Here is a 19,714-nt window from a genome sequence, read left to right as displayed (position 1 = left end):
TTTAGTCACTTTCTCCGCTATCGGACAGCGCACCAGCGCCGCCCACAATCTCGGTGATTTCCTGGGTGATTTTTGCCTGGCGGGCTTGGTTAGCTTCACGGGACAAGACATTAACCAAGTCCGTGGCGTTATCCGTTGCCGCCTTCATAGCCGTGCGTCGTGACGCAGACTCACTTGCAGACGATTCCAAGAAAATCGAGTACAAGGTCCTTGACACGTACGTAGGCAAAAGCTCGGTCAGAAGCGTGTCAGGGTCTGGCTCGAAGCTCATGTCTGCCGCCGGCTCGCCGGAAGATTCCAGCATAGATTCCTGGCGGACATCGACGTCTTCGAAGACAGGCTCGATTGGAAGCAGCTGCTGAACAGATGCTTCCTGGGTGAGCATCGACACGAACTTGGTGTAGACGACGTGCACCTGGTCGAATCCTCGAACAGATGCGCCTTCAGCACCGGACAAGCCTTCGCGCCACTTGGCTTCACCGTTGGAGCTCGCTTGGAACCCATCGATCATGTGGCGACGCACATCGTGAGTAGCTTCCCACGATGGGTCCTGGGACCAACCGGTCCATGAACCCGCAACGTCCATGCTACGGAACTTAAAGTGGGTAACACCCTTGCTGCCAGTGACATAACGAACGACGTCGTAGCCATTGGACTCAAGGAGCTTCTCCAGCTCTGCAGCCTTCTTCAAAACGTTGTGGTTGTAGCCGCCGGCCATGCCGCGGTCAGAGGTGACCACGAGTACAGCTGCGACCTTGCCATCCTCACGCTCGCGGAGCATTGGATGATCCAGGGAGCTAGCGGCAGCAAGCCGCTCCATGACGTCTTGCAGTTCAGTCGCGTAAGGCAAAGATGCCTCCACGCGCTGCTTGGCCTTGGTGATTCGCGAGGTCGCGATCAGCTCCTGGGCCTTTGTAATCTTCTTCGTAGAGTTAACGGACCGGATTCGGTCACGCAATTCGCGAAGTGTTGCCATGGTTTACTCTCCTCCCTTCCTTTGTATAGACGGTGAGTAACAGGTACTTAGTTGCTTACAGTCTTACGCTGGACGGAGAGTTGAGTCTTCGAGACATCTGCCTCGTCGAGCGCCTCAGCTTCTGGCTCACGAACAACGCGCTCGCCGGAAGTGGTCTGGAAGCCCTTTGCAAACTCTTCGTTCTGCTTCAGGACAGTTTCCTTGGACTCGTCAGACAGCACTGCGCCGCCTGCGATCTGCTCGTAAACCTCTGGGGAAACAGACTTCAGGTGCTCCTGGAAATCTGCCTCGTAGCGACGGACGTCCTCGACGGGAACGACGTCGAAGCCGCCCTCGTTGGCGAGGAAGATCGAGACGATCTGGTACTCGACTGGCTGTGGCGAGTTCTCTGGCTGCTTCAGCAGCTCGACCAATCGCTGACCACGCTCAAGCTGCGACTTGGATGCAGCGTCAAGGTCGGAAGCGAAGGCAGCGAACGCCTCGAGATCACGGAATGCAGCAAGGTCAAGACGCAGGTTGCCGGCAACTTTCTTCATGCCCTTAGTCTGTGCGGCACCACCAACACGGGAAACGGAAATACCCACGTCGATAGCAGGACGGACACCCTGGTTGAAGAGGTCAGACTGCAGGAAGCACTGGCCGTCAGTAATGGAAATAACGTTGGTCGGAATGAAGGCACCGACGTCATTCGCCTTGGTTTCAATGATCGGCAGAGCGGTCAGGGAACCAGCACCAAGCTCGTCGTTAAGCTTTGCAGCACGCTCGAGAAGACGGGAGTGCAGGTAGAACACGTCGCCTGGGTAAGCTTCGCGACCTGGCGGGCGGCGCAGCAGCAAGGAAATTGCGCGGTATGCCTCAGCCTGCTTGGTCAGGTCGTCAAAGATGACCAGGACGTGCTTGCCCTGGTACATCCAGTGCTGGCCAAGCGCTGCACCGGAGAATGGTGCCAGCCACTTGAAGCCCGCGGAGTCAGACGCTGGAGCTGCCACGATGGTGGTGTAATCCAGGGCACCTGCCTCTTCCAGGGTCTTTCGAACACCAGCGATGGTGGAACCCTTCTGACCGACAGCAACGTAGATGCATCGCACCTGCTTGCTTGGGTCACCGGACTCCCAGTTCGCCTTCTGGTTCAAAATGGTGTCGATACAAACCGCGGTCTTACCAGTCTTACGGTCACCAATGATCAGCTGGCGCTGGCCACGGCCGATCGGGGTCATCGCGTCGATAGCCTTGATGCCAGTCTGCATTGGTTCTTCGACCGGCTGGCGGTCAAGAACGCCTGCAGCCTGAAGCTCCAGCGCACGCTCTTCGTTTGCTTCGATTGGGCCCAAGCCGTCAACTGGCTGACCCAGTGGGTTGATTACTCGGCCGAGGAAATTCTCCCCGACCGGGATGGACAAAACTTCTCCAGTCCGCTTAACCTCATCGCCCTCGGAAAGGGTCTCGAAGTTACCCAGGACCACGACGCCGATGGAATCGGTGTCAAGGTTCTGTGCGACGCCAATAACGCCGCCTGGGAACTCGAGCAGCTCATTCGCCATGCAGCCTGGTAGCCCGGAAACCTGGGCAATACCGTCTGCTGCCGAAATGACCACGCCGACCTCCTCACGGGAGGCCTCCGCGGAGTAGCTCGAGGTGTAGTTCGCTATCGCGCTACGGATCTCATCGGAGGAGATCGTCAGCTCCGCCATGTTCTTCCTGCTCTCGGTAGATTCTTCCAGCATATTCTTCAATTCATTCGGTCTAGTTAGTTGGTCACAAGGTTGTCGCGGAGACGCGTGAGCTTGCCACGTGTCGATCCGTCGATTAGCTCGTCACCTACGCGGATGATCATTCCACCAAGGAGGCTGGGGTCAACCTCGGCGTGAATAGACATCTCTTGACCGTAAATGCGTCCCAGCTTCTCGGCCACTGCCGTCCGCTGTCCTTCGTTCAGTTCACCTGCGGAAACGACGTGTGCGACCTGGCGACCGCTTAAGGCTGCTGCCTCAGCTGCCAGAGACTTCATGTCGCCTGCAGGATTGTGCTCAGGTCGGCCAATGACCTGCTGAGCCAGTGTTTCGGTAATCGGGGTTACCTTGCCGTAGAGCACGGAAGCCAAAAGGCCACGCTTGCGCTCTGCGGTTTCTGTGCGATCGGACAGCAGCTGCGTGAGCTCACCTTCGCGGTCCAAGACGCGTGACAGCTGGAAGAGTTCTTCTTCAACCTGCCACAATTGGCCCTGCGCTTCGGCACCGCGCAGAAGAGCACGTCGACCAAGTGCGACGAGTCCAGTGCGCATCTCGCGCGGCGTGGACCAGTAGCGCTCGGCGGCTGCGCGCAGTACCTCAAGGGTGCTGTCTGCAACCTTGCCACCGAAGATTTGCTCCATGACGCCTACACGCTGTGTAGGCTGCCAGGAGGACTCAGCCACAGCGATGCGCAGTGCGCGATCTGCGTCGAGTGCCTCTACGGTGTCAAAAATCTCTGTGCCAGTCTGTGCTGCCAATGCCACGACGTTGTCCGCGTTGCGGAGCATTCCGTCGAGGTGCTCGGCGACCTGTGCTAGTGCTTCGCGACTTGCTGCTCGCATCTCGCCTACTTTCCTGCCGGGGAGACGTTGTCGAGCTCAGACAGGAAGGAATCGATCGTGCCAGAGCGACGGGTGTTATCCGAAAGCTCAGTACCAAGCAGCTGTTCTGCAAGGTTGATCGAGTTCTGTCCGAGTTCGGAGCGCAGTTCTGCAACAACCTGATCGCGGTTTGCTGCAAGCTGCTTCTCTCCAGCTTCAACGATACGACGAGACTCTGCTTCTGCTTCCTCGCGCATTTCTGCCTGGATCTGCTTGCCCTTTTCGCGGGCAGCTTCGCGGATCTCAGCAGCTTCTGCACGTGCTTCTGCGAGCTGTGCGTTGTTCTTTTCCAGGGCAGCCTTGGCTTCAGCCTGAGCGGCTTGAGCGCGCTCAATGCCACCCTTGATCCGGTCTTCGCGCTCGGTCATCATGTCGCTGAAACGCGGAAGAACGTACTTCCACATGATCAGGAAAATGACGATGAATACGACGGCAGACCAGACGATGTCGTACGCCTTCGGCAAGAGGATGGAGTTGCCGCCCTCGAGTGGCAACGTCTCGGCCTCCGCCGCAAGGTAATAAATGACGTTCGTCATAGGTTGCTCCTGTTTCTTAAAAAGTTAATTCCGGGTTTAGTGGAGTTCTTTTTAGAACAGGAAGCCTGCAACCAGGCCGATGAGGGCAAGTGCCTCAACGAATGCAATACCCAGGAACATGGTGGTACGCAGCTGGCCAGCCATTTCAGGCTGACGTGCCATGCCCTCAACGGTCTTGCCAACCAGGATGCCGATGCCGAGGCCTGGGCCGATGGTTGCGATGCCGTAGCCGATAGCGCCAAGGCCCGAAACGGTGGATTCAGTAGCCTGTGCCAGGATGATCTCGTTCATGTGAAAGTCGTTCCCTTTCTAGTAGTCCGAAAGTTTTTCTAGATGTTCATTCGGACTGAGTGACGAATTGTTGTGGGGTATTTAGTTTGGCCGCGCGTGAACGCGTTTGTTAATGCGAATCTGCATGCAGAGAAAGCTCAATGTACACGGCCACCAGCAGGGCAAAGATGTATGCCTGCAGGAAGATAACAATGAGCTCGTACACGGTGAACAGAACCGCTGCGACAATGGTCAGAGCCGATAGACCGGTCCATGCGTTGAACTGGAAGAAGAAGAAGTTCGTCGCAGAGTAAAGAAGGACCAGAATGATGTGACCCGCCAGGAAGTTCGCCATAAGACGAAGTGCCAAGGTGACCGGGCGCAGGATAAACGTCGAGAAAAACTCGATCGGTACCACCAGCAAGTGAAGAAGTGGAGGCAGGTTCGGAATTACCACCGAAGACTTGATGTACTTGCCAAGGCCGTAGCGCTGAGCTCCGGCGTAGATCATCGTGATGTAACCAACAATCGCAAACACAATCGGCGCACCGATACGTGCGTTTGGCGAGATGTTGAGGAACGGAATGATCGTCGCAACGTTCATAAAGAGGATGGTGAAGAACAAGGTAGCGATTACCGGGAGGAATCGCTTTCCGTCCTTCTTGCCCAGGATGTCCTCGGCAATGTGTACCCTCACAAAGTCAACGGCAATTTCACCTAAGTTCTGCAGACCCTTAGGAACCAACTGTGGCTTCCTAAAAGCAAGAACAAAAAGGATCACAACGATGGCTGCCACCAAAAGGCGGACAATCATGATGCGATCCAATGCGAACACGCCACCGAGGAAGTCTTCCCCGATGATGTCGCCATAGTATTGCCCCGGGAAAAATTCTGGGTCCAGTTCGGGTGCGTGAAATTCACCCTTCATGGCCAAATTAATAACGCTCAGCGTTCTCTCCCGTTCTCGGGCCGCACCCGCCTTTTGTGCGGTGCGGTGCGATGGACGTCTTCAAATCGTCTGCCCCCGCGGCGGACTCCGTCGCACATCAGCGTCCGCGGTGGCAGGGGATGTTCTTCGGTAGTCCCCCACCACATTTCTGAAGCGAAGTTCCACCTTAGTAACCCGCAAATAGCCTATCAGTCGGAGCGAAAAGTCACGTCTCGAGGGTGTCGATTCATTGTTCGCTTTCCAACCTAAGGTTCCTATTTCGAAGAACTTGGCAGGTATTTCGCATATTTACCACACTGTAGCGCCCGTCACACTACACCCAGTCGGGGGCGATTATGTGTTGATATCAGACAAAAAGCCACGTCGCGACAAGCGCAACGTGGCCTTTCTGTAGGTAACCATTCATCAACTGACATACGTGACCCTGGTGGTAATAGCCCCCCAGACTTCAGTTGCAAGTACAACAATCAGTGCGACGATCGTCGTCACGCCCAGCGCCGCTTGATCATAAAAGTCCATGTCTCGTAGCCATGCCAGGATAAGAATCAAGACTAGAATCTTGACCAACCACCCTCCGAGCACCACTGCCAGGGTGGTTGCTGGAGTGGTGTTAGCGGTGAGCAGCACCGATATCACCGTGAAAAGTACAAAACCTCCACCGATGGCGGCACCGATCAGCACACCCCAGATCCCTGGGAGATCACGCAAGCCTCCCCACAGGGCCAGCGACGCTACCGTCAAGATGACCAGGGCCCACGCCCCCAGCTTGAGTGCCCGCAATAGCGGGCGCTTTGGGTCTTCGTAGTCGATCTCGTTTGGCTCATTCACGCCGTTTACAGAACTAGTCACGGAGGTGATCCTACAGAACGGCCAACTGGCTACCTACCTTGGATCAGCCGAATGCACAATCACTGTGGGCTGCGGTGGTTGAGGCCCAATCTTGCCTCGCAGCGCAGGCACTGCGGTAGCAACTGCCGCAAATACAAGCAGCACGATTGAAAGCGCCACCGCGAATTTGGCTGGGAAGATCGAAAAACTCACGGCGCCGAAAGCAACTGCCGAAACCCAGAGGTACAACACCAAGACTGTACGACGATGCGTGTGGCCCAACGCCAAAAGACGATGATGAATGTGCTGGCGGTCCGCTGCGAACGGGCTTTTTCCCTGGGACACGCGACGAATCACCGCCATGATTAGGTCAAGTACAGGCAGCGCGATCGCCGCGGCCACGACGATGATTGGGCTCATGAGTGCGACAACATCAGCGGTGCCGTACAGCGACATGTTAATTTTGCCCGACGCAGAGATACTCGCCGCTGCCAGCAAAAGCCCGATGAGCATGGCTCCGGAGTCACCCATGAAAATGCGCGAGGGATCAAAGTTGTGTGGCAAGAAACCCAAGCAAATCCCGACCAGTGCCGCGCAGATGATGGCCGGCGGATAGGCGGACACAGCCCCGCCTTGGTCGTGCAGCACTGTAAGCGAGAAAACGAGGATCGCTCCCCCAGCGATCATTCCGAGTCCTGCAGCTAAACCATCGATTCCATCGACGAAATTGATCGCATTGATCAGCAACACCGTGAAGACACTTGCCAGCAGGCTCCCTTGGACTTGGTCGAGCAGCAGCGTCGTGCCTCCCTGGAATGGCACATACATGAGCGTGAACGATAAACCCATCGTGCTCATGAGGACCGCCGCCAGGATTTGCCCAATGAGCTTAGTTAACGCACCTAGCTCGTAAAGGTCATCGATCACTCCGACAACCACAATTGCAAAAGCTCCCCACACAACCGCCGTCATTTCTGGAGTTACGGGTGCAAACCCTCGTGTGAGCGCTGGAAGTTGGTCAGCCAGGAATATCGCGGCCACGAAGCCAGAAAACATCGCTACTCCACCCAGGCTCGGGGTCGGCTGAGTGTGCACATCACGTTTGCGAATCTCTGCTACCCGCCCCGTGCGCACTAAGAGCGAACGCACGGGTCCGGTAGCGAGGTAAGTGATCGCGGCAGCGACAAGCAGAACAATGCCCAGCTCGCGCAGCGGTACGCCGGCGCCAGACAATTATTTCCTCCGCAATTGCTCCGCTGGGAGGTTCAGCACTTCACCGATCCGTTCGGCAGAAATGGCCCCCTCGCGCAAGATCACTGGTTCAGGACCAGAAATGTCGATGATCGTGGAAGGCTCGCCGATGGAAGACTCTCCCCCGTCCAAATACACCGCGACTGCCGAACCGAGCTGTTGCTTCGCGCCCACAGCAGTGGTCGGTGGCTGCTTGCCAGAAATGTTCGCACTTGATACCGCCATCGGGCCTACCTCGCGCAAAAGCTCGATCGCTACAGGCTGTAATGGCATACGCAACATGACGGTGCCACGGGTGTCTCCAAGGTTCCACGGCAGTGACGGCGCCTCAGGTACAACGATGGACAGGCCGCCCGGCCAAAATCCTTCGACGAGAGTCCGAGCAGTATCGGTGAACTCGCGCACGAGGCCTTGGATGGTGTCCCATGACCCCACGAGGACTGGGACAGGCATGTCGGGGCCGCGACGCTTCGTCGCCAGTAGGCTTGCTACCGCATCGTTATTGAAAGCGTCGCAACCAATGCCATAGACCGTGTCGGTGGGAAGCACCACGGTTCGCCCAGCCCGCGCCGCCTCTGCTGCGGCTTTGATGCCATCTTCGCGGCCCTGCGGGTCGAGACAGTTGTAGATTTTGCTCACCATGACCGGCGTGTCTCCCATCCTCGTTGGTTGTTATTCCTGTGCAAGCTTACCCGCAACAACAAATCGGTCACGGCCGGCGAGATCTTTCACTACCTGCGGTGTGGTGAAACCGCCGTGAGCAGTAACAACATCTTGAACCGCTTGTGAAGTCGCATCGTCATGTTCTATACCGATTACCCCGCCTGGTCGCAACAGTCGGGAGGCAACGGGCACCAACCCTTCGATCACGGTCATCCCATCGTTACCGGCAAAAACCGCGTCATGAGGGTCGATATAGACCTCGGCGTCCAGGTCTTTGGTCTCCGGCACGTACGGCGGGTTCGATACAACGAGGTCAACCACACCGTCGAACTCCGCAAGTAGCTGCGGGTCCGTCATGTCTCCTGCCACAATACTTATCGACGACCCCGTCGATTTCATATTGGTCTCAGCAAAGGCGCGGGCCGTGGCCGATTTCTCCACTGCGAACACCCGCGCGTCAGGCCGAGCATGCGCGATATAGAGCGCGAGCGCTCCAGTTCCCGTGCCAAGGTCGACGACGAGGGGCTCGTCGATAAGCTTGATCTGACCAACAGCCCACTCCGCCAGTACTTCGGTTTCTGGCCGCGGGATAAATACCCCAGGGCCAACGGACAGGTCGAGAGGTCCGAATGGCGCTGAGCCGATGATGTGCTGGAGTGGTTCGCGGGCCTCACGGCGCGTCACCCAGGTTTCATAACGCGCGGGAAAATCATCTGGAAAGTCGTCCAATAAGCCCAGCTGCAACGGCCGGACGTCAAGAAGTTCGGCCGCGAGAATCTTAGCGTCAACAACGGGCGATGCCACCCCCGCCGTGGTGAGGCGGGCGGTGGCATCGTCGATAAGCTGACGGAGTCTATTCCGCTTCGAGTCGTTCAGCGCGTTCATGGGCCTGCAATGCAGTAATCAGATCGTCCATTTCACCGTTGAGCACCGCATCAAGGTTATTGGCCTTGTAGTTGATGCGGTGATCAGAGATGCGGTTCTCTGGCCAGTTGTAGGTACGGATGCGTTCGGAACGGTCCATCGTGCGCACCTGGGATGCGCGGCCTTCGGCGGCCTCAGCTTCGGCCTTCTCGCGCTCAAGCTGGTCCAGACGAGCCTGGAGGACCTGCATCGCGCGGGCGCGGTTTTGAATCTGGGAGCGCTCGTTCTGACAGGTCACTACGATGCCTGTGGGCAGGTGAGTAATACGCACGGCAGAGTCTGTGGTGTTCACACCCTGGCCGCCCTTGCCGGACGAGCGGTAAACGTCGACGCGAAGATCTTTCTCGTCGATATCTACAGTCTCAATCTCCTCAGGCTCTGGGTAGACGAGCACACCGGCAGCGGAGGTCTGGATGCGGCCCTGGGATTCGGTCACGGGCACGCGCTGCACGCGGTGCACGCCGCCTTCGAACTTGAGCTTGGACCACGCGCCATCGCGCGACGGAGTCTTTGCCTTGATCGCGACGGTCATGTCCTTGACGCCATTGAGATCGGATTCGGCAAGGTCAAGGACGTCCCAGCCCAGATCGTTCTTTTCACAGTACTTCTGGTACATGCGCGCGAGGTCGCCAGCGAATAGGGCTGCCTCCTCGCCGCCGGCGCCAGCTTTGATCTCCATGATCACGTCGTCAGAGTCGTGTTCATCGCGTGGGGCGAGCAGATCAGCCAGCTCGCTTTCCAGCCGCACGATTTCGGCTTCGAGGCGAGTCGCTTCTTCGGCGAACTCCTTATCCTCATGCGCCATCTCGCTGGCAGCCTCGTGATCCTCGCGGGCCTGCACCAACGCGTTGTTCACGTTAATGATTGGCTGGATCTGCGAGTAGCGCTTGGACAGCTTGCGGAATTGATCCTGGTCACCAGCAATGGCTGGATCGGCCATCTGCGCCTGGATGCCTTGGTATTCGGCGACATAGTCGTCGACAAGTGAAACTTCGCTAGCCATTAGATGTAGTCCTCTGGTTCAGTATCAGCGGCCATTGGTGCGCTCTGTGCAACCTGCATCAGGAATTCACCGTTGGACTTCGTCTTCTTCAGCTGCTTAATCAGCAGATCAATCGCGGCCTGGGAATCTAGCGCGGAAAGAATGCGACGCAGTTTGTGCATGATGCGTGCTTCTTCCTGAACCAGCAGGAGCTCGTCCTTACGGGTACCCGACGGGTTGACGTCGACGGCCGGGAAAACGCGACGCTCGGAAATCTTGCGATCCAGTTTGAGCTCAGCGTTGCCGGTGCCCTTGAACTCCTCGAAGATCACGGTGTCGCCGGCCGATCCCGTCTCGACCATCGCGGTGGCGATAATGGTCAGCGAGCCCCCATCTTCGATGTTTCGTGCAGCGCCTAGGAATCGCTTTGGTGGGTACAGCGCGTTGGAGTCAACACCACCGGAAAGAATGCGGCCCGAAGCTGGGGACGAGTTATTGTAAGCGCGGCCCAGACGGGTGATCGAATCAAGCAGAACCACAACATCCTGGCCCATTTCCACAAGGCGCTTTGCTCGCTCAATAGCTAGCTCAGCAACAGCAGTGTGCTCTGATGGTGGACGGTCGAAAGTAGACGCGATCACCTCGCCTTTGACGGAACGCTGCATGTCAGTGACTTCTTCAGGGCGTTCGTCGACGAGCACGACCATGAGGTAGCACTCAGGGTTGTTCGTAGAAATCGCGTTGGCAATGTTCTGCAGAATCGTCGTCTTGCCGGCCTTTGGCGGCGAGACGATAAGAGCACGCTGCCCCTTACCAATCGGCATGACTAGATCGATGACGCGAGTGGTGAGGATGTTCGGCTCAGTCTCAAGACGCAGACGCTGGTTTGGGTATAGCGGGGTTAGTTTGTGGAAGTCAACGCGTTCCTTTGACTTCTCCGGCTCAAGTCCGTTGATGGAGTCAACGCGAACCAGCTGGTTGTAGCGGTGGCGATTACGTCCACTGCCGTGCGACTGACCTTGGCCGTTTTGGCGGACTTGGCCGATAATAGCGTCACCAGAGCGAAGGCCGAAGCGGCGCACAAGCTGGTTGGATACAAACACATCGGCTGGGTTTGCGCGGTAGCCGGTGGTACGGACGAACGCTGCGTTGTTGTCAACGATGTCGACGATGCCCGCGACTTCCTGCAACTCTTCCGGATCCAGATCTTGGTTCTGATTCTGGTTCTGATTTTGGTTGTCGCCACCGCGGTTGTCGCGTCCACGACGGTTACGACGACCGCGGCGTCCGCGGCGGCCTCCGCCGTCGCCACCATCGCGGTTGTTGTTGTCGCGGTTGTTACTGCGGTTGTTGCTGTTATTGTTGCCGCGCTCGTCGTCACGCTCTCCTGCGTTGTCACCATCGCGGTTGTCATTGCGGTTGTCGCCCTGGGAGTTCTGCCGCTTGTCGGTGTTGTCGTTGCGGTTGCTACCGCGATTATCGTCGCGGGAGTTATCGCGGTTGTCACTCTGGGAGTCTTCGCGTTGCTCGTCGCGGGAGTTGTCGCGATTGTCATTGTTATTGCGGGCGCGGTTGCGACGTGCGCGGCGAGCCGCGGAGCGGGACTCGTAGCGCTGCTCCCCTTGTTCGTCTTGTTCGCTAGGCGACGATTCCTTGACCTCGGAGTCAGCAGCTTGCGCGGGCTTGTTGTCCCGGCTATCAGGAGAATCTGTCTTGGAAGCGTTGTTAGCTACTTCCGCAGGAGCGGTAGTCTCAGCCTTCTGCGAATCGTCGTTAGACTCAGTATCTTTCTGAGGCTTCGCGGTTGAGGTGGCGCGACGAGTGGCACGACGCGGTGCAGTCCTGCCATTATCTTCTGCGGTGGCTTCGCCTGGGGTACCAGAAGCCTGCTTTGCAGGAATCTTTCCGGTCTTGATCGCTTCGATCAGCTCGCCCTTGCGGAGGCCAGAGACACCTTTGAGTCCCTTATCAGCTGCGATCTTGCGCAGTTCAGGGATTTTCAGGGTTGCCAGATCCTGGCCCGCATTGTTAGCCGAGTTTGCTGCATTGCCCGTTTCGGTCACGGAGGTCCTTTCGTCGCTTGACCAGTACGTACGCGACATCGTCGCCGCTTCAAACTGGAAGCTTTCGTGTGGAATTGATCGCCTGCCCCCGCACAGGAAGCGCACTGAGGTCAGAAGAGCGTTGTCAAACTACTTTCGCTACCCAAACGGCGGTCTAAACACACCAGAGGGGGAAAGCAATAAGGTGTCTGAAAGATCCGGCTCCCACCAATAGTTTGGGCAGGTAGTCCTCGGGAACGCGTAATCTAAATTGATACGTCCCCATCGATCTTGCGCATAAGTGTAACGCATGGAGTCTTGTTGTGTGTTCTTGACCCCCAAATGCAGAACACCGCTAGAGTAGATTTCATGCTCTCCACCATGCAAGACCTACCTCTGTCGATTGGACGAATTTTGGAGTATGGCTCCACCGTCCACGGCTCTACAAAGGTCACTACGTGGCGTACCTCTTCTGCCGAGGAAGCGACATTCGCCGAAATTGGTGCGCGAGCGGCTGCCTTTGCCCATGCTCTTGAAAACACATTGGGCATTGACGACGACCAACGTGTAGCAACGCTGCTATATAACTGCGCCGAACATCTCGAGGTCATGTTTGGTGTATCTGCAAAGGGTGCGGTATTTACCCCGCTGAATAAACAGCTGATGGATGACCAGATTGCCCACATAGTGCGACATTCCGAGTCTGAAGTCATCGTGGTGGACCCCCGTTTGATTGAGCAACTGTCCGGCATTGTGAAGCTCTGCCCGAAGGTCCGCGCTGTCGTCGTCACTGGCGTAAGCCCGATCGGGGAAATGATGGGCCACTTCCCTTCCGCTGTGAAGCTGTACTCCTACGAGGCCCTTCTTGATGGCCAGTCGACTGTCTACGACTGGCCCACCCTGCCAGAGAACACCGCCGCTGCGATGTGTTACTCCACAGGTACTACCGGCGCACCAAAGGCTGTGGCGTTTTCCCACCGCGCGATCTGGCTTCAGTCGATGTCACTTCGCACGACCGATTCGTTGGCGATCACTCATGGCGAATCGTTCCTCTGCTGCATCCCGATCTATCACGTGCTCAGCTGGAGTGTTCCTTTCGCTGCTTTCATGTCCGGTACCCCATTGGTTCTGCCGGATTCTGATGTCTCTGCGCCATCGCTAGCAAAACTCATCGCAGCAACCCACCCTCGTGTTGCCCACGGTGTTCCAACATTGTGGATCCAATTGATGCTGCATTATATGAGCAGCCCTCCGGAGCGCATGAGCCTGACCGAAATTTACGTCGGTGGCTCGCCAGCACCACCGGCCCTGATTAAGACATGGGAAGAGCGCTACGGCGTAGATGTGATCCATGTGTGGGGCATGACCGAAACCACCACGGTGGGCACAGTCGCGCGTCCACCGTCGGGTGCATCAGGCGAAGCGCGCTGGGCATACCGCATTTCGCAGGGACGCTTCCCCCTTCGCTTGAATATCGCCTGGTCAACGACGGCAAAGTCGTTCGTTCCACAGACCGCAACCAAGGCGAGATTCAAGTCCGTGGCAATGGTGTCACTGCGAGCTACTATCACTCACCCGCCGTGGAGAACGAAGGGCCAGCGTCCATGTACCGCGGTAAGGCCGTCGAGGATGCCAACCACAAGTTCACCAAGGATGGCTGGCTGCGCACCGGCGATGTGGGTTCTGTGTCCGAGGATGGCTTCCTTACGCTCTACGACCGCGCCCGCGACGTCATTCGCTCTGGTGGTGAGTGGATCTACTCTGTCCAGCTGGAGAACTTGATCATGGAGTCTCCGCAGGTTGTCGAGTGCGCTGTCATCGGCTATCCCGACGAAAAGTGGGGTGAGCGTCCCTTGGCGATCACGATGCTGTACCCGGACTACGAGCCTTCCACCGAGCTCGCCGAGCAACTTCGCGACCAGCTTCGCAAGGAACTTCCAAACTGGATGCTTCCGGAGTACTGGACTTTTGTGGATCACATCGACAAGACTTCGGTGGGCAAGTTCGATAAGAAGGATTTGCGCAAGCACTTGGCCAACGGCAAGTTCGAAATTATTGCGCTCAAGGGTCCTGGTAATCATGGCGGGATCCACACCAAGAATTAACCACGGACTTATTCGTTGATATTCTGCCAGCGGTGACTTTGTCTCGTAGGATAGAAGAATCATGACCGATCGCGAAGCATCTCGAATCCCCCTGCGACTGACCCCGGTTCGCACACAAGCCGGCAATAAGCCGCGCTACGAAGTACCGGATGATCTTCCGCTGCCCGGGTCTGACAGCACGCGAAAACTCGTCGACCGCTTCGGTCGAACAGCCCGTGATCTTCGCGTGAGCCTCACCGATCGCTGCAATCTTCGCTGTACCTATTGCATGCCGGAAGAAGGCCTAGAGTGGATCCCTACCGAGGCAACGCTTAACGACGAAGAAGTGATTCGACTCATCCGCATCGGTGTTGAAAAACTCGGCATCCGGCAGGTCCGCTTTACCGGTGGCGAACCGTTGTTGCGCAAGAACCTCGGACAGATTCTCTCTGCCACAAAGATTCTGCGCACCGACGAGGGGCTTTCCCCACAAACAGCCTTGACCACTAATGGACTCGGGCTTGCTCGTCAGGCCGCAGCACTCGCCGAGGCCGGGCTCGACCGCGTCAACATTTCCCTCGACACGGTCGATCGGGAGCTCTACGCAACGTTGACTAGGCGTGACCGTATCCATGACGTGTTCGCCGCCATTGATGCTTCTATCGCCGCAGGGCTTGCCCCGGTCAAGCTCAATGCCGTGGTGATGCCGGGGATCAACGAAGATGGACTTGTCGATCTCACCCGCTATGCACTTCGGACAGGTGCTCAGCTTCGTTTCATCGAACAGATGCCGCTGGGCCCTCGCGATCAGTGGGGTCGAGCAGACATGGTCACCGCCGAAGATCTTCTCCGGATGTTGCGCTTCGAGTTCGATCTCACGCCTGCCTCTGAGCCTCGTGGCTCTGCTCCAGCCGCGCTGTGGAACATCACCGATGGTTCCCTTCACGGACGCATCGGCATCATCGCAAGCGTCACGCACCCCTTTTGTGGCGACTGTGACCGCACTCGCCTCACCACCGACGGTGCGATTCGCAACTGCCTGTTCGCTGCTCAAGATGCCGAGCTCTCGCTGCGCGACCTCATGCGTGCAGGTGCCACCGATGACGAGTTGGCTACTGCATGGGCTAGCGCCATGTGGGTAAAAAAGCCAGGCCACGGCATTGACGACGAAGGCTTTCTCCAACCGGATCGCCCGATGTCAGCCATCGGCGGATAGGACTTCCCCATGTCAGCGACTCATGACGTTACTTCCCGCTCCATTGACGACCATCTTTCCCAAGTGCTTCATCTGGCGCGGCGTTCCATAAGTCAAGGCGCGCGATTGCGCGATTCTGTCGGGTGTGTCTTGGCCACTGACGTGCGTGCTCAACGTCAGCTCCCTCCATTTGATAACTCAGCCATGGATGGGTTTTTGGTGCACGCAGCCGACTTAACAGGCGCCGGTCCGTGGACCTTTCCTGTTGCAGGCGATATTCCCGCAGGTTCTTCCCCTATTTCTGTTCCCTTTGGTAGCGCCGTTCGCATCATGACAGGTGCCCCGGTACCACCCGGGGACGGCTTGATCGTTGTTCCCGTGGAAGACACCAACATCGACCGTGGGCCTACTCCGCTACCCAGTCAGGTGGTGGTTCACTATGCAGACAAGGCACGTGACCATATTCGCCGCGCCGGCGACGCCACGGCAATTGGTGATCTTGTCGCTCAAGCTGGCAATCGCATCGATTCCGGTACCTTGGCCGCATTCATTTCCATGGGCATCGAGACAGTCGATGTCTTCCGCGCTCCCGTCGTTGCCGTTATCTCAACCGGTGAGGAACTTGTCGAGACTGCGCTAGATACCACCGAGACTCAGATCGCCGATTCAAACCGGCCGATGATTGCGGCCTTGGCTGATGCAAACGGGGCTCACAAGGTCCTCGAGTTCCATGCCGGAGACAGTGAGGAAGCATTTCGGTCTGTGCTCGACCAAGCCTCCCGGCGCGCCGATATTGTGATTACCTCCGGTGGAATTTCCGAGGGCGCCTTTGACGTGGTCCGCGCCGTCACCAGCACGTCCAGCGCGATGTGGTTCGGACCTGTCGCGCAGCGCCCCGGAGCACCACAAGGAGCCGGTGAATGGAATGGTGCAGCGCTGCTTTGCCTACCCGGTAATCCCGTTGCTGCCTTTAGTTCATTCCATCTCTATGGCGCACCTTTAATTCGCACGGCCGGCGGACGCCCGGCACCACAGTCTGTACTAAGCCGCCCTTCGCTTTCTGCCACAGTGGCCCCAGACTTCCCTCGCCCTCACCGCCCCGTGCCATTGGTCGTGCCCGTGAGGCTCAGTTTCGAAGGAGGAACGGCAGCCGCTACGCCTTTTACCACCCGCGGGCCCGGTTCTCACCTGGTGGGCGCGCTCGTCGACACGCAGGGGCTCGCGATTGTCCCGCCTGGACATACCGGTGATCAAGTCACCGTATTGTTAACCCACACGTAGTTTTGACAGCACTTTGGAGAAGTCATCGTGAAGTTCACGCACCTTAATGAATCCGGCCAGGCGTTTATGGTCGATGTCACCGAGAAGGCGCCCACGGTGCGCTCGGCAACCGCTCAAGGCGAGGTGGCCTGTTCTCCCGAGGTCATGCAAGCCCTTAACGAAGGAACCGTCCCCAAAGGTGATGTGCTGGCTGTCGCACGAATCGCAGGCATCTCAGCTGCAAAGAAGGTGCCTGATCTGCTGCCTCTGGCGCACACGATCGGGGTGCACGGCGCAAGCGTTGATCTTGAGCTTTTCGACGACCATGTGTTCATCGAAGCGACCGTCCGCACGGCGGATCGGACCGGCGTGGAAATGGAAGCGCTCACGGCAGTATCCGTGGCTGCTTTAGCAATCATCGACATGGTCAAAGGCGTGGATCGCTCCACGGTGATTCGTCGCATGGGGATCGTGGCTAAGTCCGGCGGACGATCCGGCGACTGGTCCCGGGAATTGCCAGAATGATGTCTGCCCGCTGTGGTGTGATCGTCCTGGCGGGCGGCCAATCAACCCGGATGGGTAGCGACAAGGCCCGTGTAAAGCTCAATGGTCGGCGCTTAGTGGACATCATGCTTGACTCGCTAGATCCGGGCACTCCCCGAGTAGTGGTCTCCCCCTTTTCCTCTGGATCTTCCCGACACAACGCCGTCGGTGAGCGAAGATCCGCCGTTCGGGGGCCCTGTGGCTGGTATCGCGGCCGGGGTTTCTCGTTTGAGCACCGATTTCGTCGCAGTGCTATCCGTTGATGCTCCTCGGTCTGCACGTCTCCTGCCTGCCTTGTACTCGGCGGTGGAGTCGTCGACAAGCGATTGCGCTGTAGTGCGATCAAGCGATGGCTTTGTGCAACCGCTGTGTGCCCTGTGGAGGAAGACATCCCTACTGGCGGCACTAGACGCGTTGGGAGATCCGCGGGACAAATCAGCGAAAAGCCTATTGCGTCATGCCAAATCGGTCGCAGAGATTGCGGGCAACGGCGACGAAAGAGACTATGACACGGCTGCTGAGCTTAGCGAACTGGGAGATGTTCAGCTGTAGCTTTTAGCGCCCCAACTTTTCTTGGATGTTGGGCCACACGGAGAGGATTACAGCGAGGGAATCGTGTACTCCTCCCGAAGAGCTTGGAGCATTGACCACGAGCGAGGCGTCGGGCCCGCGCGATGTCAGTCCCACGATCCCGCGGGATAGCCCTGCCTGGGGAGAATTTTTCAGGCCTTCGAAAAGAATCTGAGTTTCAAGTCCTTGTAAACGCACTGCGAGGAGCTCCTCGGTTGCTTCTGGAGTGAGATTGCGCGCTCCGGCACCCGTGCCTCCGCACGTGATGATCAGCGGTATGCGATCGCGTACCGCTTGGCTCAATGCTGCTGCTACAGCGTCGTAGCCTTCGTTGACGATCACTGGTGGGTCGACCCTGAAGCCAGCTTTTTCGAGCATCTCGGTGGCGCGGGGGGAGGCTTTGTCCCCCCGTTCTCCGGCAATAATACGGTCGGAAACCACAATGATTCGGGCACGAGAATCGTCAATTCCCACTTGGTACTCCTAATTCGCATTTCATAGCGACACTGTAATTCGTTGACATATTTACATCACAAAACCATGCGTATATTTAATACGCTCTTTTCCGGTTTAAACCATGTAACCTGTGTGTTTAAGTACTAACATGATCAATAGTACGCGCGTTCAGATATACCGAACTCCAAACTTCAAAGATCCGTCCAACTCGCTTTTCTAAGGACACCCCATGACGCAACTAGACACCTCCCAACGTGTGCTCCACGGCTGGGACCCGGAAGATCCTGACAAGTGGGATTCCGGCATTGCATGGAAGACCCTATGGATTTCCACCATCACGCTCTTCTTCGGATTCACCACTTGGTACCTCGTCTCGGCGATCGCACCGATCCTCAATAATATCGGCTTCGACCTCACCGCCTCCCAGCTCTACTGGCTCACGTCGATCCCAGGTCTTTCTACTGGTCTCTTCCGCTTGATCTGGATGTTCCTCCCACCGATCTTGGGTACCCGCAAGCTGGTCAGCCTGTCGACATTGCTCTTCCTGATCCCACTGTTCGGTTGGTTTTTCGCAGTTCAAGATACCTCGACTCCGTATGGTTGGCTTCTGACGTTGTCGTTCCTCTCCGGTATCGGCGGCGGTGTCTTCTCTGGATTTATGCCTTCCACCGGCTACTTCTTCCCTAAGTCGAAGTCCGGCACCGCCCTGGGTCTGCAAGCTGGCCTGTCCAACATGGGTATGTCTGCGATTCAGTTGGCAACTCCATGGATCATCGGCGCATCGATTCCGCTCATTTCCCTGGGCACCGCGCAGCGCAACGCAGAAACCGGCAAGGACATCTGGCTGCAAAATGCCGCCGGTGTTCTCATTCCATTTGTCATTGTTTTTGCGATCATCGCTTTCTTTGTCTTGAAGGATGTTCCCGTCAAGGCAAACTTCCGTCAGCAGATCGATATCTTCGGAAACGTCAACACCTGGGTCATGACGGTCATTTACGTCGCAGGCTTCGGCGGATTCGCCGGTTTTTCGGCCCAGCTCGCCCTGTTGATTACAAACAACTTCGGCGCAAAATCTGAGCTGGCCACCCAATTTGCCGCCAGTGAACTCCCTGTCGCCGCAAAGATTGCGTTCTGGTTCCCCCTGATCGGCGCCGCGACCCGCGCTTTGTGGGGCCCGATGTGTGACAAGTTCGGCGGCGCAATCTGGACCTTCATCGGCCTGATCGGTATGGCTGTGTTTACCGGCGCGGCGGCTCTGTTCCTCAACCCGGATTCGCCAAGCGACTTCACCTGGTTCTGGACGCTCATGCTGATCATGTCGTTCTTCGCAGGTCTGGTCAACGCAGGCTCGTTTAAGCAGATGCCGATGATTCTGCCGAAGCGCCAGGCCGGTGGCGTCATCGGCTGGACCGGCGCGATGGGATCGTTCGGCCCATTCATCGCTGGTGTACTGCTTTCCATGATTGCGCCAGCAACATTCTTCTGGGGCTGCGTGGTGTTCTTCGCCATTGCCGCGGTTTTGTGCTGGGTCTTCTACACCCGCCCCGGCGCGCCCTACCCAGGATAAAACTCCA

Annotated in this window: 19 protein-coding genes and 1 pseudogene; 7 read left to right on the top strand and 13 right to left on the bottom strand. The window is 57.4% G+C overall.

What is annotated here, in order from left to right; genetic code table 11:
• Nucleotide 1: 1 nt before the first annotated feature.
• The 12 genes from QP027_RS04395 to rho all read right to left on the bottom strand — a co-directional run bounded on the left by QP027_RS04395 (nt 2) and on the right by rho (nt 12,092).
• Nucleotides 2-976, bottom strand: a complete 975-nt coding sequence (locus QP027_RS04395) for a F0F1 ATP synthase subunit gamma (protein ID WP_284826304.1) — start codon at nt 974-976, stop codon at nt 2-4.
• A gap of 47 nt (nt 977-1,023) precedes the next feature.
• Complete coding sequence (atpA, locus tag QP027_RS04390) at nt 1,024-2,700, bottom strand: F0F1 ATP synthase subunit alpha (RefSeq protein ID WP_284826921.1); 1,677 nt, start codon at nt 2,698-2,700, stop codon at nt 1,024-1,026.
• Nucleotides 2,701-2,723: 23 nt separating this feature from the next.
• Entirely contained in the window at nt 2,724-3,548 is an 825-nt protein-coding gene (locus tag QP027_RS04385) for a F0F1 ATP synthase subunit delta (protein ID WP_284826302.1), read from the bottom strand.
• A 5-nt stretch (nt 3,549-3,553) separates the two neighbouring features.
• The gene (locus QP027_RS04380) at nt 3,554-4,123 is read right to left on the bottom strand and encodes a F0F1 ATP synthase subunit B (RefSeq protein WP_284826300.1); all 570 of its coding nucleotides are present in this window, start codon (nt 4,121-4,123) and stop codon (nt 3,554-3,556) included.
• Nucleotides 4,124-4,174: 51 nt separating this feature from the next.
• Complete coding sequence (locus QP027_RS04375) at nt 4,175-4,414, bottom strand: ATP synthase F0 subunit C (protein WP_284826299.1); 240 nt, start codon at nt 4,412-4,414, stop codon at nt 4,175-4,177.
• A gap of 109 nt (nt 4,415-4,523) precedes the next feature.
• Complete coding sequence (gene atpB, locus QP027_RS04370) at nt 4,524-5,321, bottom strand: F0F1 ATP synthase subunit A (RefSeq protein ID WP_284826298.1); 798 nt, start codon at nt 5,319-5,321, stop codon at nt 4,524-4,526.
• A 426-nt stretch (nt 5,322-5,747) separates the two neighbouring features.
• Nucleotides 5,748-6,191: a Cg1360 family ATP-synthase-associated protein gene (locus QP027_RS04365; RefSeq protein WP_284826296.1), complete on the bottom strand. Its 444-nt coding sequence runs from the start codon at nt 6,189-6,191 to the stop codon at nt 5,748-5,750.
• A gap of 33 nt (nt 6,192-6,224) precedes the next feature.
• A complete protein-coding gene (locus QP027_RS04360) occupies nt 6,225-7,403 on the bottom strand; it encodes a glycosyltransferase family 4 protein (RefSeq protein ID WP_284826294.1) in 1,179 nt (392 codons plus the stop codon).
• Nucleotides 7,404-8,063, bottom strand: a complete 660-nt coding sequence (locus tag QP027_RS04355) for an L-threonylcarbamoyladenylate synthase (RefSeq protein WP_284826292.1) — start codon at nt 8,061-8,063, stop codon at nt 7,404-7,406. It lies immediately after the preceding gene.
• Nucleotides 8,064-8,093: 30 nt separating this feature from the next.
• Nucleotides 8,094-8,969 carry a peptide chain release factor N(5)-glutamine methyltransferase gene (prmC, locus tag QP027_RS04350; RefSeq protein WP_284826290.1) on the bottom strand — a complete coding sequence of 292 codons (876 nt, stop codon included), beginning with the start codon at nt 8,967-8,969 and terminating at the stop codon, nt 8,094-8,096.
• A complete protein-coding gene (gene prfA, locus QP027_RS04345) occupies nt 8,938-10,011 on the bottom strand; it encodes a peptide chain release factor 1 (RefSeq protein WP_284826289.1) in 1,074 nt (357 codons plus the stop codon). Before prfA ends, prmC begins: the two co-directional genes overlap by 32 nt.
• Nucleotides 10,011-12,092 (bottom strand): transcription termination factor Rho, encoded by a 2,082-nt coding sequence (gene rho / locus QP027_RS04340; RefSeq protein ID WP_284826288.1) that lies wholly within the window; start codon nt 12,090-12,092, stop codon nt 10,011-10,013. The genes prfA and rho overlap by 1 nt, the downstream gene beginning before the upstream one ends.
• Before the next feature lie 309 nt (nt 12,093-12,401).
• Between rho and QP027_RS04335 the strand changes: the two are divergent.
• The 6 genes and pseudogenes from QP027_RS04335 to mobA (QP027_RS04310) all read left to right on the top strand — a co-directional run bounded on the left by QP027_RS04335 (nt 12,402) and on the right by mobA (QP027_RS04310) (nt 17,666).
• Nucleotides 12,402-14,137 (top strand): annotated as a pseudogene (locus QP027_RS04335) (long-chain fatty-acid--CoA ligase).
• A gap of 61 nt (nt 14,138-14,198) precedes the next feature.
• Complete coding sequence (moaA, locus tag QP027_RS04330; protein ID WP_284826287.1) at nt 14,199-15,332, top strand: GTP 3',8-cyclase MoaA; 1,134 nt, start codon at nt 14,199-14,201, stop codon at nt 15,330-15,332.
• Nucleotides 15,333-15,341: 9 nt separating this feature from the next.
• Nucleotides 15,342-16,592 (top strand): molybdopterin molybdotransferase MoeA, encoded by a 1,251-nt coding sequence (locus tag QP027_RS04325; protein WP_284826285.1) that lies wholly within the window; start codon nt 15,342-15,344, stop codon nt 16,590-16,592.
• A gap of 27 nt (nt 16,593-16,619) precedes the next feature.
• Nucleotides 16,620-17,096, top strand: coding sequence for a cyclic pyranopterin monophosphate synthase MoaC (gene moaC / locus QP027_RS04320; protein WP_284826283.1), 477 nt, complete (start codon nt 16,620-16,622; stop codon nt 17,094-17,096).
• Nucleotides 17,093-17,377, top strand: coding sequence for a molybdenum cofactor guanylyltransferase (gene mobA / locus QP027_RS04315; RefSeq protein ID WP_349293179.1), 285 nt, complete (start codon nt 17,093-17,095; stop codon nt 17,375-17,377). Before moaC ends, mobA (QP027_RS04315) begins: the two co-directional genes overlap by 4 nt.
• Entirely contained in the window at nt 17,283-17,666 is a 384-nt protein-coding gene (gene mobA / locus QP027_RS04310) for a molybdenum cofactor guanylyltransferase (RefSeq protein ID WP_284826282.1), read from the top strand. Before mobA (QP027_RS04315) ends, mobA (QP027_RS04310) begins: the two co-directional genes overlap by 95 nt.
• Nucleotides 17,667-17,669: 3 nt before the next feature.
• Here mobA (QP027_RS04310) and QP027_RS04305 read toward each other — a convergent pair whose 3' ends face one another.
• Nucleotides 17,670-18,158, bottom strand: a complete 489-nt coding sequence (locus tag QP027_RS04305; RefSeq protein ID WP_284826280.1) for a molybdopterin-binding protein — start codon at nt 18,156-18,158, stop codon at nt 17,670-17,672.
• Nucleotides 18,159-18,369: 211 nt separating this feature from the next.
• On the opposite strand from QP027_RS04305, the gene QP027_RS04300 reads away from it, so the two are divergent.
• Nucleotides 18,370-19,707 (top strand): MFS transporter, encoded by a 1,338-nt coding sequence (locus tag QP027_RS04300; RefSeq protein WP_284826278.1) that lies wholly within the window; start codon nt 18,370-18,372, stop codon nt 19,705-19,707.
• Nucleotides 19,708-19,714: the final 7 nt, after the last annotated feature.

Source organism: Corynebacterium breve (assembly GCF_030252165.1).
In the GTDB taxonomy this organism is placed as follows: domain Bacteria; phylum Actinomycetota; class Actinomycetes; order Mycobacteriales; family Mycobacteriaceae; genus Corynebacterium; species Corynebacterium breve.
This window is presented reverse-complemented; position numbering and strand designations above follow the sequence as displayed.

Coding starts and splice junctions, on each gene's coding strand:
- QP027_RS04395 (WP_284826304.1), bottom strand. CDS start 976: ATGGCAACACTTCGCGAATTGCGTGACCGAATCCGGTCCGTTAACTCT.
- atpA (WP_284826921.1), bottom strand. CDS start 2,700: ATGCTGGAAGAATCTACCGAGAGCAGGAAGAACATGGCGGAGCTGACG.
- QP027_RS04385 (WP_284826302.1), bottom strand. CDS start 3,548: ATGCGAGCAGCAAGTCGCGAAGCACTAGCACAGGTCGCCGAGCACCTC.
- QP027_RS04380 (WP_284826300.1), bottom strand. CDS start 4,123: ATGACGAACGTCATTTATTACCTTGCGGCGGAGGCCGAGACGTTGCCA.
- QP027_RS04375 (WP_284826299.1), bottom strand. CDS start 4,414: ATGAACGAGATCATCCTGGCACAGGCTACTGAATCCACCGTTTCGGGC.
- atpB (WP_284826298.1), bottom strand. CDS start 5,321: ATGAAGGGTGAATTTCACGCACCCGAACTGGACCCAGAATTTTTCCCG.
- QP027_RS04355 (WP_284826292.1), bottom strand. CDS start 8,063: ATGGTGAGCAAAATCTACAACTGTCTCGACCCGCAGGGCCGCGAAGAT.
- prmC (WP_284826290.1), bottom strand. CDS start 8,969: ATGAACGCGCTGAACGACTCGAAGCGGAATAGACTCCGTCAGCTTATC.
- prfA (WP_284826289.1), bottom strand. CDS start 10,011: ATGGCTAGCGAAGTTTCACTTGTCGACGACTATGTCGCCGAATACCAA.
- rho (WP_284826288.1), bottom strand. CDS start 12,092: ATGTCGCGTACGTACTGGTCAAGCGACGAAAGGACCTCCGTGACCGAA.
- moaA (WP_284826287.1), top strand. CDS start 14,199: ATGACCGATCGCGAAGCATCTCGAATCCCCCTGCGACTGACCCCGGTT.
- QP027_RS04325 (WP_284826285.1), top strand. CDS start 15,342: ATGTCAGCGACTCATGACGTTACTTCCCGCTCCATTGACGACCATCTT.
- mobA (WP_349293179.1), top strand. CDS start 17,093: ATGATGTCTGCCCGCTGTGGTGTGATCGTCCTGGCGGGCGGCCAATCA.
- QP027_RS04300 (WP_284826278.1), top strand. CDS start 18,370: ATGACGCAACTAGACACCTCCCAACGTGTGCTCCACGGCTGGGACCCG.